At 73.7% G+C, this 15951-nt stretch carries 7 protein-coding genes; 1 reads left to right on the plus strand and 6 read right to left on the minus strand.

The features are described 5' to 3' along the window. Positions 1 to 65: 65 nt before the first annotated feature. The 3 genes from O7616_RS27165 to O7616_RS27175 all read right to left on the minus strand — a co-directional run bounded on the left by O7616_RS27165 (position 66) and on the right by O7616_RS27175 (position 6243). Positions 66 to 917: a hypothetical protein gene (locus O7616_RS27165; protein WP_282304592.1), complete on the minus strand. Its 852-nt coding sequence runs from the start codon at positions 915 to 917 to the stop codon at positions 66 to 68. A gap of 2 nt (positions 918 to 919) precedes the next feature. Continuing rightward, positions 920 to 3448 carry an FtsK/SpoIIIE domain-containing protein gene (locus O7616_RS27170; protein ID WP_282304594.1) on the minus strand — a complete coding sequence of 843 codons (2529 nt, stop codon included), beginning with the start codon at positions 3446 to 3448 and terminating at the stop codon, positions 920 to 922. Between the two features lie 98 nt (positions 3449 to 3546). Beyond that, positions 3547 to 6243: a hypothetical protein gene (locus O7616_RS27175; protein ID WP_282304595.1), complete on the minus strand. Its 2697-nt coding sequence runs from the start codon at positions 6241 to 6243 to the stop codon at positions 3547 to 3549. A 144-nt stretch (positions 6244 to 6387) separates the two neighbouring features. Here O7616_RS27175 and O7616_RS27180 point away from each other — a divergent pair, with 144 nt between their 5' ends. Beyond that, positions 6388 to 7920 (plus strand): M1 family metallopeptidase, encoded by a 1533-nt coding sequence (locus O7616_RS27180; RefSeq protein WP_282304596.1) that lies wholly within the window; start codon positions 6388 to 6390, stop codon positions 7918 to 7920. 244 nt (positions 7921 to 8164) lie between these two features. Here the strand turns inward: O7616_RS27180 and O7616_RS27185 are convergent, their stop codons facing one another. From O7616_RS27185 to gltB, 3 genes are all read right to left on the minus strand, one after another. After that, a complete protein-coding gene (locus O7616_RS27185) occupies positions 8165 to 9556 on the minus strand; it encodes an MFS transporter (protein ID WP_282257651.1) in 1392 nt (463 codons plus the stop codon). A 175-nt stretch (positions 9557 to 9731) separates the two neighbouring features. Continuing rightward, the gene (locus O7616_RS27190; RefSeq protein WP_282304597.1) at positions 9732 to 11252 is read right to left on the minus strand and encodes a glutamate synthase subunit beta; all 1521 of its coding nucleotides are present in this window, start codon (positions 11250 to 11252) and stop codon (positions 9732 to 9734) included. Next, positions 11245 to 15921: a glutamate synthase large subunit gene (gene gltB, locus O7616_RS27195; protein WP_282307741.1), complete on the minus strand. Its 4677-nt coding sequence runs from the start codon at positions 15919 to 15921 to the stop codon at positions 11245 to 11247. The genes O7616_RS27190 and gltB overlap by 8 nt, the downstream gene beginning before the upstream one ends. Between the last annotated feature and the right edge of the window lie 30 nt (positions 15922 to 15951).

Below are 15951 nucleotides of genomic sequence, written 5' to 3' on the forward strand. Positions count from 1 at the left end.
ACTGCCGCGTTCGAGTCAATTAGCTGACTCGAACGCGGCGCGTATTGTCGGAAAGGAGGCCGGGCTCAGCGTAGGCCGCGAACCAGCAGCAGATAAGCGCAGTAGGCCGTCGGCACCAGCAGAAAACAGATCAGGAATCCCAGCGGCAGATATCGCGGCGGGGCCCCGGCGACCATCGCGGGCCTCCCCCACCGGCCCAGCACCAGGTACCCACCGAAGAACGCCACCGCCGGAAGCCCCGCGCAGATCCACGCGCCGAGCGTGAACCCGTCGACCAGACCGACCCCGGAGGCGAGCACCAGGGCCAGCACCAGCACCCCGGCGGCGGCCCCGCATCCGGCGTAGACGGCGACCGCCCGCGCCAACGGTGACCACGTCGGTAGCAGCGCCGGTCGCTGGGCCAGCACCTCGGCCTGCTGCCCGTGCCGGTCGGCCTCGTCGGCCATCCGCCGGGCCAACTCCAACTCGACCGTCGGGTCGACCGCCGCCGCGCGCTGCGTGGGCACCCCGGCGCCCGCCGCGCTCACCGCCGTCGGCAACGCCAGCCGCGCCTCCCCCGCCGGCAGCTCGGGGTACGCCCCGACCCCCGGCCGCCCCGGCACGCCGGCTGCGCCGGCGGCTCCCCCGTCCCGGGTTCCGGGTGGGGTGGACGGGGCCGACCGGACGCTGGACGGTGCGCCGGGTGGGGGTGGGGCCGACCCGACGCCGGACGGTGCGCCGGGTGGCGGTTGGTCCACGCCGATCGCACGGCCGAGCTGGTCGAGGCGGTGCCCCTGAGCGGTCAGCCGCTGCTGGAGATAGTCGACGGCGGCGTGCAGGTCGCGGCGGCGCGCGGCCTCGGTGGCGGCGTGCTGTTCACCGGCACGACGCTGCTCGGAGAGCTGTCGGGCCAGCGCGGCGTACTCCTCGAAGGACACTGTCACCGCTCCCCGTCCGGTTCGTGCCCGTCGCCGGCGAACGGGACGATCAGCCGGGTGCGCTGGTCGTGCCGGTCGATCAGCAGTGCCCGGTCGGCGCGGGGGGTGTAGGCGAGGTCGTGTGTCCCGAGGTGCAGCGCCAACTCGGCGCCGGGCACGTTGAGGGCGACCAGGCAGGCGACGTCGTCGCGGTTCTGGGTGCCGCCGAGGTCGTCGGCGAGGCGACGCAGCCCGCGCCACCAGCCGAGCAGGTGCACCCCCTGCCCGGGCCCCTGGCGCAGGAGTGCGCGCAGGTCGTCCAGGCCGGAGCGGAATGTGCCGGGGTCGGTCGCGCCGAGCACCGGCGCGGCGGCGTCCATGCCGAACACCACCAGGTACTCGCGGCCGTCGGGCTCGGCGGCCAGGGCGGCGATCCGGTCGCGCAGCCCGGCCGCGTCGAGGCGCGACACCCGGTGACCGGCCGTCCGCAGGATCGCCTCGGTGTCGTCGGCGACCGGATCGGCGGCGGTGACCAGGGAGGCCACCTGGAAGCGGGCGTCACCGGGAGCGTGTTGGCGGGCCAGGCTCACCGTCGCGGCACGCAGCACGTCCGCGCCGGTCGGCGCGGTGCCCACCACGGCGAGGTGCCGGCCGGGGGTCGCGTCCATCAGGAACAGGGCGGTGGTGCCGTGCACGTCGACGGTCCGGCCGACCAGGGCCATCGGACGGCGGCCACCGGGACGCAGCCCGGCGAAGGTCGGGTCGTTCTCGACGCGTGCGGCCTCGTACCCCTTGAAGACCGCCGGTGCCCGCGAACCCGGTGGGCGGGCCTGCCACAGTTCGTGGCGCAATGCGGCGAGGTCCGCGGCGGCGGCGTGCGCGTCGGGGAAGCGCAGCACGGTGTCGGCGCCGACCGCGCCGGCTGCGGTGTTGATGACGGCGGAGCCGATCGGCAGGGCCGAGGCGGAGTCGTTGAGCTGGTCGAGCACCCCACCGCCGCCGGGCAACGCCACCCGCAACGCGAACTGCCCGAAGATCGCCTCGGCCCGACCGTAGAGGGCCTCGATGCCGGTCATGCTCTGGCTGGCCAGCACCAGGTGGATGCCGTACGAGCGGCCCTTGCGGGCCAACTCCTCCAGCAGGTCCACGGATTCGCGGGCCAACGCGTCGTTACCGGCGAGCAGCACATGGAACTCGTCGACGACCGCCACGATGCGGGGCAGCGGATTGTCCCGGGGTAGGTCGGCGAGCTTGGTGACACCGTGTCGCTTGAGCGCGGTGGCCCGGCGTTGCGCCTCCCGGCGCAGCTCCCGCAGGACGGCGAGGCCGTACTCGCGGTCGGATTCGATGCCGACGGCTCGGGCGTGCGGCAGCCAGGACGGGTCCCGGCCGGTGGGCACGAACTCGGTGAAGCTCACGCCCTCCTTGAAGTCGAGCAGGTAGAGCTGCAACTCGGCCGGCGAGTAGCGGGCGGCCAGCCCGTAGAGGACGTCGAGGAGGAAGACGGTCTTGCCCGCGCCGGTGCGCCCGCCGACCAGCCAGTGCGGGGTGGCGTCGTCGAAGGCGAGCGTCAGCGCGGCGGTGCCGGCCCGGCCGATCACCGTCCGCAGACCGTTGCCGGCGGACTCGGCCCACCGCCGCTCGGGCAGCAGGTCGGTGAAGGGCAGCGCGTCGGCGCGTCGGGTGGCGGCCCCGAGGTGCTCGGCGAGCGCGCGTACCGAGGCGGGCGGCGGGTCACCGTCGAGCAGCACGGGCGCGGCGAGCCCACTGCCGTCGGCGCTGAACGGGGTGCCGGGCGGGTCGCCGACGTGCGCGTACCCCTGGTCGAGCCGGATCGCGGTGGTGCCGCCCAGCGGCGGTGGGGTCTCGCCGGGCAGCCGGGACGGGTGGCCGGTGAGCAGGACGCAGACGGCGGCGGCCGGACCGGCGTGGGTGAGCGCGGCGAGCCGGGCCAGCTCGCGCGGCGGTGGTGCGGCGGTGGCGACCACCACCAGGAGGTGCCGGGCGGTGGGCTGACCGTGCTGCGCGGCCCGGGCGTGCTGCTCCGCGGCGTCGAGCAGCGCGGTCACCTCGGCTTCACCGGTGGCCGGTGGGTCGAGCACCCCGGCGTCGAGCAGGGGGCGCAACGGGCCGAAGGTGGCGCCCAGCGCGGCGGTGTCGATGCCGGCGACCCGGACCTGACCCGGTGGTGCGGTGGCGACCAGTCGCAGCACCAACGCCCGCAGCAGCCCGGCGACCAGTGGGTCGCGGGCGTCCGTGTCGACGGCCAGGTGGTGACCGCCGCCGAGCGGGACGAGCACCGGGAAGTCACCGTCCGGGGTGGACGCCGCGCCGATGCGCACCGCGGCCGGCTCGTCGGTCAGCGGCGTGACGCCCGGAGCGGGAGTGGCCAGGGCGCTGCCGAGACGGGCGAGTCGGGTCACCAGGTCGTCGACCCCGGCCGGGGCGGCGGCGGTCGCCGTGCCGAGCGCGTTGCGGGCATTGTCCAGATGCGCCCGGGCCGCCCGGTGGGAGTTGACCGCCTGCCCGTACGCCGACGCGAGCCTGCCCACCCTCTGCCCCCAACGCCGACGGCCGCCTGGTCCCAGGAACCCTAACGGACACCGGTGGCACCCGGACAGTCCTGCCAGGACGTGTCACGCCGGGTCTGTCAGGCGGGCCCGCACGGCACCGGCTCGGCGGTGTCGGCCAACCCGCAGCGGAACACCTCCACCGGCGCCGTGACCACGTCCGGCACCTGCTCCACCCGCAGCAGGGCCAGCCGTTTGTCGACCGGCTCCCCCGAGTCGGGGGTGAACCGGATCAGCCCGGCCACCCCCGGGTAACCCTGGCTGGCGTTCTGCCGGAGCACCTCCGCGTGCACGGCGACCGGGTTGACCGAGGTCGGCTCCCACCGTTGGCGCGGGTCGGCGTGGTGCAGCCGGGCGGCGAGGCTCTCCACCGCGCGGATCATCATCATCGCCGCGTCGTAGGCGAGGCTGACCCGCTCGCCGACCTGGTGCTCGGAGCCCGGTCGGCAGCGTGGCGGGTCGAGCAGGTCGTCGGCCTGGATCCAGGCCAGGAAACTGGCCCGCGCGTCGTCCCGTCGGTCCTGGGCGGCCCTCAACGCGGCGCAGGTGGCCAGGGCCGCTTTGGAGACGTACGTGACGGGCAGGTTGCTGGGGGCTGCGACGCGCAGCCCGGGATTGGCCATGTAGCGGTTGACCGAGTCGTCGGCGACGAGGTGCCGGGGCGGGTTGCCGCCGCACTCGCGCAACGCCCGCAGGAAACCGTGGAACTCCGTCCAGCGGCCCGCGTAGAAGAGCAGGCCGGGGTAGCCGCACTCGTCGATCAGCCGGGCACCGGTGCTCCACTTTTCGAGGCGCGTCATCCGGGGACCGAACCGTTGCCGGAGCCCGTCGACGAGCGTACCCACGTACAGGTCCTCGGTGAGCGTGCTGCCCTCCAGCGTCGTGTAGTAGACGTGCGCCTCGTCGACCTTCAGCACCTGTTGGGCGTACGCGTCGACCATCTCCACCTGGTCGGCGTTGGGCGCGGAGATCTGCAGGTAGAGGCGGGAGTTCGCGTCCATCCGGTCGGCGGAGAGCGTGGGCGCCAGCACCGGCAGCCCGACCCGGTTCAACTCGCGCAGCGCTCGGGCGGTGCTCGTCCGACTCTCCACCAGACCGACCACCCCGACCACGGTGGGGTCGTCCGCGGCCAGCTCGGCGAGCATCGCCACGGCCCGGTCCGCATAGATCATCTGCCGGCCGCCGTTGGCCACCACGATGCGCAGCAGCGCCGCGCCGTTGGCGCCGGCCGACTCCTTCAGCAACGCGTACTGGGCGGTGGCCATGCCTTCGAGCTCCTCGCGCTCGGAGACGTAGGACTCCTCGTCGGCGCGGGTCAGGTTGCCGGTCAGCGTGCCCAGGTAGACCAGGGTCAGGAAGGGTCGGCGTCGGTCGCTGCGCTGCCAGACCTCCTCGGCGGCGCGGTTCTGCGCGAAGATCCGCCGCTGGATGGTCCGCAGCCCGTCCTGGCCGGGGTCGTTGTTGAACACCTGCGCGGCGCTGTCGCTGTAGCCGATACATTCGTCGCGGGCGACCACTTCGACCGACACCCGGCCGCCGGTCAGCGAGGGGTGGCAGCCCGGCCCCCACCGGCTGCCCACCCAGACGCCCAGCGCCGCGACCAGCACCAGGCAGAGCGCCGCCGGCAGGAAACGCCGCGACCACCAGGGCGGGTCGGGCGCGGAGAACGGCCGGACGCCGCCCCGCGACGGTGGGCCGGTGTCGGTGTCGTCGGGGCGCAACGCCACGAGCCAGGCGGCCTGGCGGCGCAGCCGCCGCATCTCCGGCAACGCCTCGGCCCACTCGTCGTACGCCTCGTCGGCCTCGGTCAACGGGTGCGGCTCGGGCAGTTCCGGTGGCGGTTGCCCGCCGGACACGACGATCAGCAGCGGGTCGTTGCGGCCCGTCTCGGTGCGGACGTCGCCGACCAGACGTACCAGTTCGCCGCCGACGTTGTCGGGCGCGACGTGGTCGATCAGCAGCACCGGGTACGCGGTGCGCCGCCAGTCCGACGGGCGCCACGGCCGACGCCGGTACGCCTGCCGCAGGTCCTCCAGGAACGCGTGCAGCAGCAGCTTGTTGACCTGGTCGGGTTGCTCGCCGTCCCGCCACCCGGCGGTGAGGCGCTCGGCGAAGCCGAGGAACGTGACCGACTGCCGGGGCGCGAGGTACTGCTGGCGCATGAACCAGTTGTAGTGTCGCCCGAGCACCGGCACCCGGCCGGAGACGGCGGCCCGGAAGAGCACCCCCGGCACCGCGCGGCGGACCAGCCAGAGCAGCACCTGCGAGACGATGCTGACCGCGTCACCGCCGCTGGGCGGCGCCTCCGGCGCACGTGTGCCCCGGCGGTCGCGCAGCCGGCGGACCAGGGCCGCGCGGCTGTCGTCGGCGTCGACGCCGAAGCTGAGGCTCTGGTGCATCAGCCAGTCGGCGAGCGGGTAGTGCCGAAAGCGCAGCCGGGCGGCGCCGAACGCCTCCAGGGAGAGCTGCCGGTGCAGCTCACGCAGCAGCGCCGACACGTCCCCGGCGCCCGGCGGCACGTCGGCGTCCACCACCGCGTGCGGCACCCGCCGCCGGGGGCCCTGACCGAGGAACCGGCGCAGCGGCGTCATCAGGTCCGACGTGTCCGAGCGGACCAGCCACAGCAGCGGCAGCCGGCGGTCGCCACGGCGGGGTCGCCGCAGCAGCCGGGCGAGCAACGTGAAGAACTCCAACCCGCCGGCAGGCAGCCGCTCCCGACCACCTGCGGCCTGCCGTTGGCCGATCAACTCCCGCTTGGGCACCTCGGACCGCCGCACGCGTCACCTCCGATCCACACAGTGTGACCTTGCCGAGCAAGACACACCAGAGATCGACGCCGATCGGCGGTGTCGCGGGCGACGGCGTTCACAGTTGTCGATTAGGTTGGCGTGGCGAACACCCCGATGGAGGGAGTCCACCCCGTGCGACGAGCACTCACGGCGGCCACCGCCGCCCTGACCCTCACCACCGCCGGCACCATGCTCGCCGGCACCCCCGGCCAGGCGGCCCCGACGGGCTGGGGCCGACCGGTCGTCACCGCCGCGCCGCAACCCGGCGCGTCCGGCCTGGGCGACACCTATTTCCCCGACTACGGCAACGGCGGCTACGACGTCGAGCACTACGACGTCCGGCTGCGCTACGACCCGGCCACCGACCTGCTCACCGGCACCACCACCATCCTCGCCACCGCCACCCAGGACCTCTCGACGTTCAATCTGGACTTCCTGCTCGACGTCGAGTCGGTCCGGGTCAACGGCTGGGCGGCGACCACCAGCACCGCCGGCGTCCACGAGTTGGTGGTCACCCCGGCCCGCACGGTGACCCGGGGGCAGCAGCTCACCATCGTGGTGCGCTACTCCGGCGTCCCATCGGAGACCCTGGTCGGCGGCTACACCGGCTGGACGCGGACCGACGACGGCGCGCTCGCCGTCAACGAGCCCGAGGCGGCGTGGTGGTGGTTCCCCAGCAACGACCACCCCCTGGACAAGGCCACCTTCGACATCTCGGTGTCGGTGCCCACCGGGGTCGAGGTGATCAGCAACGGCGTGCAGCCGAGGCCACCGGCGGCCGAGGCCGGCAACCGCACCCGCTGGATCTGGCGGACCACCTCCCCCACGGCCACCTACCTGGCCTTCCTGGCCATCGGCCAGTACGACATCGTCACCGACACCACCCCGGGCGGCCAGCCGGTCGTCAACGCGTACAGCACCTCACTGGGCGCCCTCGGGCCGGCAGCGCGGGCCAGCATCGAGCGGACCGCCGAGATCGTCGACTGGTGCAGCGGGATCTTCGGGCCGTACCCGTTCGAGGCGCAGGGTGGCGTGGCCGGACCGGTCGACGGCATCGGCTTCGCCCTGGAGACGCAGACCCGACCGGTGTACGGGCCGGGCTTCTGGCGGCGCGGCGCCAACACGTACGTGGTGGTGCACGAGAACGCCCACCAGTGGTTCGGTGACTCGGTCTCGGTGGCCGAGTGGCGACACATCTGGCTCAACGAGGGTTTCGCCTCGTACGCCGAGTGGCTGTGGTCGGAGGAGCAGGGTGAGGGCACCGCGCAGGAGGTGTTCGACTTCACCTACGCCGCTTACCCGGCCGACGACGAGTTCTGGCAGGTGCTGCCCGGTGACCCGGGCGCCGGCCGGATCTTCGACGACGCCGTCTACGACCGGGGCGCGATGACGTTGCACCAGCTCCGGCTGGCCGTGGGCGACGACGCGTTCTTCGAGATCCTGCCGGCCTGGGCCACCGAGCACCGCTACGGCAACGGCACCGTCGCGCAGTTCCAGGCGCTCGCCGAGCGGATCTCCGGGCTGGACCTGGACGACCTGTTCACCACCTGGCTCTTCACCGCCGGCCGCCCCGACGTGGCCGGCGCCGCCCGCAAGGCCGCCCCGCCGACCGAGCCGAAGTCCTGGGCCAAGATCCGCGAGGCCCATGCCCTGATGTCGCACTAGCCCCACCCCACCCGCCCGCGCCCCCACCCGCCCGCGCCGCCCGCCCGCCCGCGCCGCCCGCCCGCCCGCCCGCGTCGATCATGGAGTTGTGGTGCCCCACAAATCGGGCAATGGCGAGCACATCGCCCACCACGACTCCATGATCGACGGGACGGGCGGGGCGCGGGGCCGGGGCGGGGCGCGGGGCCGGGGCGGGGCGCGGGGCCGGGGCGGGGCGCGGGACCAGGGCGGAGGGGGCGCGTCTTCAGCGGCGGGGCAGGGATCCGGCGGTGGCCAACTCGGGGAGCCGGATCGGGCCCGAGGGAACACCGTCGGCGGGCGCGATCACACACACCGCCCCAGTGGGGCGGACGATGCGGGCGGCCCTAAACGCCACCCGTCGTACCGGATGGCGGGGCCGGGGCGCGACCAGCGGGGCTGTCGCCGCGCGGGCCTGCTGACGGTCGAGGGCGACCGCCGCCGCGACCGTGGCGATCGTCGCGGCGGTTCCGGCGAGGACGAGCGTCTGGCGCGGCCCGGCGTACTCGGCGAGCCAGCCGAGCAGCGGGGCACCGACCGCGGCGGAGACCGAGCCGGTGACCGCCAGGGCGGCGAGCACCCGGCCGCGCATCGCGGCGTCGGTGTCGAGTTGGGCGCGGGTGCCGACGGTGGTGTCGATGACCACCGCGGCGGCGGCGATCGGCAGGATCACCGCCGCGAAGCTCACGGTCCCCGGGGCGAGCCCGGCGACGATCTGCAACCCGCTGGCGAGCAGGCCGGCGACGACGAGCGTCCGGTAGCCCAGGGACCGGCGGCGGGCCGCGACGAGTGCGCCGACCACCGTTCCGATCGCGAACACGGTGGACAGGACGCCGTAGCCGGAGGCGCCGGCGTTCAGCGGGCCGTCGCTCATCGCCGCCATCGTCACCTGGTAGTTGCGGCCCAGACTGCCGAGCACGAACGACAGGGCGAGCGCGACGAGCAGCACCGGTTGCCGGCGCAGGTAGGCGAACCCGGCCCGTACGCCGCCGCGGGTCGCACCGGCGGCGGCCACCGCCACGCCGGTCACGGCCCCCGGGCGGACGGCGAACAGCGCCACCACCACGGCGGCGAAGCTCGCCGCGTTGATGCCGAACAGCAGGGCGGGGCCGACTGCGGCCACCACGAGGGCGCCGAGGCTCATGCCGAGGATGCGCCCGGCGGAGTTGGAGAGCGAACCGAGCGCCAGGGCGTTGCCGAGGGTCTCCCGGTCGACGAGGGTGGAGGCCCAGCGGCCCATCACCGGCCCCTCGATCGCCGAGACGGCACCGGTGGCCAGGGAGATCGCGAAGATCAGCGGGAGCCCGCCGAAACCGGTCAGGGCGACCGCTCCCAGTCCGGCGGCGAGCGCCGCGTGGGTCACCTGGGCCGCGATCAGCAACGGGCGGGCCGGCAGACGGTCGGCCAGCACACCTCCCCAGACGCTGAGCAGCAGGGTGGGTGCCGCCTGGAGCAGCACGGCGAAGCCCATGGACGTCGCCGAACCGGTCTCCTTCAGGACGTACCAGTTGACTCCGAGGACCTGCATCCAGGTGCCGATGACGGAGACGAACCCGGCGAGCGCCCAGATGCGGTAGTTGCGATGGCGCAGCGCGGCGAAGGTGGCACCCGTGGCCACGACGGACCTCCAGCGATCGGCGGCATGATCATTCAGGCCGATCGCGGCGCGGCTCGGCAGCCGACAAGTCTTGCCACCTTAAACCTGTTTGCCCACATTTGTGAGCGGCTTCACCAGCGGGAATGCCCGGCCGGTGTGGCAGCAGCCTGCCACACCGGCCGGACACCCCAACGGCTCAGCGGGCGGCCAGAGCCTGCGCTGCCGGGCCGACCGGGGCCGGCAGCGCACCGACACCGCCGAGGTACGCGTGGATCGCGGCGGCCGCCGCACGCCCCTCGGCGATGGCCCAGACGATCAGCGAAGCGCCCCGGTGCATGTCGCCCGCGACGAACACCCCGTCGGCGTCGGTCTGCCAGTCGTCGCGGGCGTCGACCGCGCCCCGCGGGTTGCGGGTCACCCCGAACTGCTCCAGCAGCGGCTGCCGCTCGGTGCCCTCGAAACCGATCGCCAGCAACACCAGATCCGCCGGCAGCTCCCGCTCGGAGCCCGGCACCACTGTGACGATGCGCCGACCGTCGCGCTTCTCGACGGTCACCTCGGCGATCCGCACCGCCCGCACCTGGCCGGTGCCGTCGTCCACGAACTCCTGCACCGCCACGGCGAAGACCCGCTCGCCGCCCTCCTCGTGCGCCGGGTAGCTGCGCAGGACCCACGGCCACGTCGGCCACGGGTCCCGTGCCTCGTCGCGCTCCTGGGGAGGCTGCGGGTACAGGTCGAGCTGGTGCACGCCCGCGGCGCCCTGGCGGTGCGCGACGCCGAGGCAGTCGGCTGCCGTGTCGCCACCACCGATGATCACCACGTGCTTGCCGGCCGCGTCGATCGGGCTGCCGTCGGGCAGCACCGCCGGCGCCAGCCGGCGCTCGCCGGCCTCCTCGGTGGTCGCGGTGGCGACCGCGCGATTCGCCGCGACCAGGTGCGCCATCGCCTGGTGTACGCCCCGAAGCGCCCGGCCCGGGGTCTCCGGAGTGTCCCGGCCCTGCAACGCGCCGCAGGCCAACAGCACCGCGTCGTGTTCGGCGCGCAACTGCTCGGCGGTGACGTCCACCCCGACGTTCACACCGGTACGGAAGCGCACCCCCTCGGCGGCGAGTTGGGCCAACCGGGCGTCGATGTGCCGCTTCTCCAACTTGAAGTCGGGGATCCCGTAGCGGAGCAGGCCACCGATCGCGTCGTCCCGCTCGTACACCGTCACGGTGTGACCGGCGCGGGCCAACTGCTGGGCGGCGGCGAGACCGGCGGGCCCGGAGCCGACGACGGCCACCGACCGGCCGGACGGCGCCGGCACCGGGCGGGGCGTGAACCCGCGCGCCGCGGCGGCGTCGGCGATCTCCACCTCGACCTGCTTGATGGTCACCGGCTGACCGCCGGAGATGCCGAGCACGCAGGCCGCCTCGCAGGGCGCCGGACAGAGCCGACCGGTGAACTCCGGGAAGTTGTTGGTGGCGTGCAACGACTCCACCGCGGCGTCCCAGTTGCCGGTACGCACCAGGTCGTTCCAGTCCGGGATGCGGTTGCCCAGCGGGCAGCCGTCGTGGCAGAACGGGATGCCGCAGTCCATGCAGCGCGTGGCCTGCTCACGGACCAACTCCTCGCCGGCCGGCGGGTAGACCTCACGCCAGTCGCTGATCCGCACCGACACCGGACGGCGGGCCGGCAGCCGCCGGTCGTAGCGCAGGAAACCGTTCGGGTCAGGCACGTGCCACCTCCTGGGCCGCCACCCGCGGGGCGGGCGGCGCGGCCGGCGCGCTGAGGGCGCCCATCACCGCGTCGTCGACGTCGCGGCCGGCGGCTTCGGCGGCCCGCATGATCTCCAGCACCCGGCGGTAGTCGCGGGGCACCACGGCGGTGAACTCGGCCACCGCCTCCGGCCAGCGCTTGAGCAGCTCCTCGGCGACCGACGAGCCGGTCTCGGCCACGTGCCGCTGGATCAGCTCGTGCAGCAACGACTGCTCCTGCTCGCCCAGCGGCGCCAGGTCCACCAGTTCGGTGTTGACCCGCGCACGGTCCAGGTGGTGCACGTACGCCGTACCGCCGGACATGCCGGCCGCGAAGTTACGGCCGGTCGCACCCAGCACCACGACCGTGCCGCCGGTCATGTACTCGCAACCGTGGTCGCCGACGCCCTCGACCACGGCCACCGCGCCGGAGTTGCGGACCGCGAACCGCTCCCCCACCCGGCCGCGCAGGAAGACCTCGCCCGCCGTGGCTCCGTACAGGATGGTGTTGCCCGCGATGATCTGATCCTCGGCCCGCTGACCCGGCTCGGCGTCGGGGTCGAGGAACGGCGCGGCGGCGTCCGGACGGACGACGACGCGCCCACCGGAGAGGCCCTTGCCCACGTAGTCGTTGGCGTCGCCGTGCAGCCGCAGGGTGACCCCGCGCGGCAGGAAGGCGCCGAACGACTGCCCGGCCGTGCCGTGCAGCACGAACTCGATCGTGTCGTCCGGGAGGCCGGCACCGCCGAAGCGGCGGGTGACCTCCCCGCCGAGCATCGCGCCGACGCTGCGGTGCTCGTTGCGCACCGCCACCTCGACCCGGACCGGCGCCCGCTCCGACAGCGCCGGACGGGCCAGCGCGATCAGCTCGTTGTCCAGGGCCTGCTCCAGGCCGTGGTCCTGGGCGCGCACCCCGCGTCGGGCCGCACCGGCGGGCAGCTCCGGCAGGTGCAGGACGGGTGCCAGGTCCAGCCCGTGGGCCTTCCAGTGCGTCAGGGCCGGGGCCACGTCGAGCAACTCGGACTGCCCGATGGCCTCCTCGATCGACCGCAGACCCAGCTCGGCCAGGTAACCCCGGACCTCCTCGGCGAGGAAGAGGAAGAAGTTCTCCACGAACTCCGGGGTGCCGGTGAACCGCTCCCGCAGGACCGGGTTCTGGGTGGCGATGCCGACCGGGCAGGTGTCCAGGTGGCAGACCCGCATCATCACGCAGCCGGCGACGATCAGCGGCGCGGTCGCGAAACCGAACTCCTCCGCGCCGAGCAGCGCCGCGACCAGCACGTCCCGGCCGGTCTTGAGCTGACCGTCGACCTGCACGGTGACCCGGTCGCGCAGCTTGTTGAGCAACAGCGTCTGCTGCGCCTCGGCCAGCCCCAGCTCCCACGGGGTGCCCGCGTGCTTGAGCGAGTTCATCGGGGACGCGCCGGTGCCGCCGTCGTGGCCGGAGATCAGGATGACGTCGGCCTTGAGCTTCGCCACCCCGGCGGCGACGGTGCCGACGCCGACCTCGCTGACCAGCTTGACGTGCACCCGGGCCGCCGGGTTGACGCACTTCAGGTCGTGGACGAGCTGGGCCAGGTCCTCGATGGAGTAGATGTCGTGGTGCGGCGGCGGGGAGATCAGACCGACGCCGGGGGTGGCGTGCCGGGTACGGGCGATCCACGGCCAGACCTTGTTGCCGGGCAGCTGACCGCCCTCGCCCGGCTTCGCACCCTGGGCCATCTTGATCTGGAGGTCGTCGGCGTTGACCAGGTATTCGCTGGTCACGCCGAAGCGACCGCTGGCGATCTGCTTGACCGACGAGCGGCGGGCCGGGTCGTGCAGGCGCTCGACGTCCTCGCCGCCCTCACCGGTGTTGGACTTGCCGCCGAGACGGTTCATCGCGATGGCCAGCGTCTCGTGCGCCTCCGCGGAGATCGACCCGTACGACATGGCGCCGGTGGCGAACCGCTTGACGATCTCGGAGGCCGGCTCGACCTCCTCGATCGGCACCGCCGGGCGGACCCCGGTCCGCAGGGTGAACAGCCCGCGCAGCGAACCGGCCTGCGCGGCGAGCGCGTCGACCTTCGCGGTGTACTCGCGGAAGACGTCATACTGCCGGCTGCGGGTGGCGTGCTGCAGCAGGAAGACCGTCTCCGGGTTGAACAGGTGCAGCTCACCCTCGCGACGCCACTGGTACTCGCCGCCGACCTCCAACCGGTCGGAGGCGGCGGCGCCCGCGGCCGGCCAGGCCAGCGCGTGCCGGGCGGCCACCTCGGCGTGTACGCCCGCGAGGCCCACCCCGCCGATGCGGCTGGGGGTGCCCCGGAAGTAGCGCTCGACCAGCCGGGTGTCCAGACCGACCGCCTCGAAGACCTGCGCCCCGCAGTACGAGGAGACCGTCGAGATGCCCATCTTCGACATGATCTTCAGGACGCCCTTGCCGAGCGCCTTGGCGTAGTTGCGCACGGCGGCGGCGGGTTCCACCCCGGCCAGCGCGCCGGTGGAGATCAGATCCTCCACCGACTCGAACGCCAGGTACGGGTTGACGGCCGCCGCGCCGTAGCCGATCAGGACCGCCGCGTGGTGCACCTCCCGGCAGTCGCCGGACTCCACGATCAACGCCGCCTGCGTCCGGGTCTGCTCGCGCACCAGGTGCTGGTGCACCGCGGCGGTGAGCAGCAGCGACGGGATCGGTGCCAGGTCGGCGTTGGAGTCCCGGTCGGAGAGCACCAGGATCCGGACGCCGTCCTCGATCGCCTCGGAGACGTGCCGACAGATCTCGGTCAGCCGCGCCTTGATCCCGGCGGCGCCCTCCCGGACGCGGTACAGCCCGGACACCCGGACCGCCTTGAAGCCGGGCAGGTCGCCGTCCTCGTCGATGGAGAGGATCTTCGCCAGCTCGTCGTTGTCGAGGATCGGGTGCGGCAGCACGATCTGCCGGCAGCTCGCCGCACCCGGGTCGAGCAGGTTGCCCTCCGGCCCGATGGTCGACGCCAGGCTGGTCACCAACTCTTCCCGGATGGCGTCCAACGGCGGGTTGGTGACCTGGGCGAAGAGTTGGTGGAAGTAGTCGTAAAGCAGTCGTGGCCGGGTGGACAGCGGCGCGATCGGAGTGTCCGTACCCATCGAACCGAGCGGCTCGGCGCCGGTGCGGGCCATCGGCCCGATGAGGATCTTCAGCTCCTCCTCGGTGTAACCGAAGGTCTGCTGGCGGCGGCGCACCGAGTCGTGGGTGTAGACGGTGTGCGCGCGGGCCGGCAGGTCGCCCAGCTCGATCAGCCCCGCGTGCAGCCACTCCTCGTACGGCTGAGCGGCGGCCAGCTCGGACTTGATCTCCTCGTCGTGCACGATCCGACCGGCGACGGTGTCGACCAGGAACATCTTCCCCGGCTGGAGTCGCCCCTTCGCGACCACGTGAGCCGGGTCGAGGTCGAGCACGCCCGCCTCGGAACCGAGCACGACGAGGCCGTCGTCGGTCTGCCACCAGCGCCCCGGACGCAGCCCGTTGCGGTCCAGCACCGCGCCGACGATCTCGCCGTCGGTGAACGCCACCGAGGCGGGACCGTCCCACGGCTCCATCAGGCTGGCGTGGAAGCGGTAGAAGGCGCGCTTGGCCGGCTCCATGCCGGGGTCGTTCTCCCACGCCTCGGGGATCATCATGAGCACCGCGTGCGGCAGGCTCCGCCCCGCCAGGTGCAACAACTCCAGGACCTCGTCGAAGTTCGCCGAGTCGGAGGCGCCGGGCGTACACACCGGGAACACCCGCCGGATGTTGCCCGGTACGTTCGGCGAGCGCAGCAGCGCCTCGCGGGCCTGCATCCAGTTGCGGTTGCCGCGGATCGTGTTGATCTCGCCGTTGTGGGCGATGAACCGGTACGGGTGGGCCAGCGGCCAGGACGGGAACGTGTTGGTGGAGAAGCGCGAGTGCACCAACGCGATCGCGCTGTCGATCCGCTCGTCACGCAGGTCCGGGTAGAACGCCGGCAACTGGTCGGGGGTGAGCATTCCCTTGTAGACCATGGTGCGGCTGGACAGCGACGGGAAGTACGCCGGCACACCCCGCTCGGCGGTCTCCCGCTCGGCCTGCTTGCGCAGGCTGAACGCCACCCGGTCCAGCTCGATGCCGTGCAGCGGCGAACCGGCCGGCCCCTCGGGCGCGTCGGTGAGCCGGCGCGCGGCCAGGAAGAGCTGCCGGACCCGGGGCATCGCCGCCAGGGCCGTCTCGCCGAGATCGCTGCTGTCGATCGGCACATCCCGCCAGCCGAGCAGGTCGGCCCCCTCGACCAGCGCGTACTTCTCGACCACCTGCCGGGCACGCGCCTCGGCGGCGTCGTCGTCGGGGAGGAAGACCAGCCCCGTCGCGTACTCGCCGGCCGGGGGAAGCGCGACGTCGGCCACCGCGCGCAGGAACGCGTCGGGGACCTGGATCATGATGCCCGCGCCGTCGCCGGTGTTCGGCTCCGCGCCCCGGGCGCCGCGATGGTCCAGCCGACACAGGGCACCGAGCCCGTTGGCGACGACCGCGTGGGAACGCCTGCCGTGCAGGTCCGCCACGAACGCCACACCGCAGGCGTCGTGCTCCTGCGCGGGGTCGTAGAGCCCCTGGGCGGACGGGCGGGGGTCGGGCATCGGGGACGCCTGCGGGCTGTGCGGGTACGGCTGTGTCATATCCGCGTACGGCTGAGCCACCGGGCCTCC

The sequence above is a fragment of the Micromonospora sp. WMMD964 genome (genome assembly GCF_029581455.1).
Lineage (GTDB): Bacteria > Actinomycetota > Actinomycetes > Mycobacteriales > Micromonosporaceae > Micromonospora.

Bases quoted from the DNA above. Each gene is read 5' to 3' on its own strand.
- gltB (WP_282307741.1), bottom strand. From the start codon at position 15,921: ATGACACAGCCGTACCCGCACAGCCCGCAGGCGTCCCCGATGCCCGAC.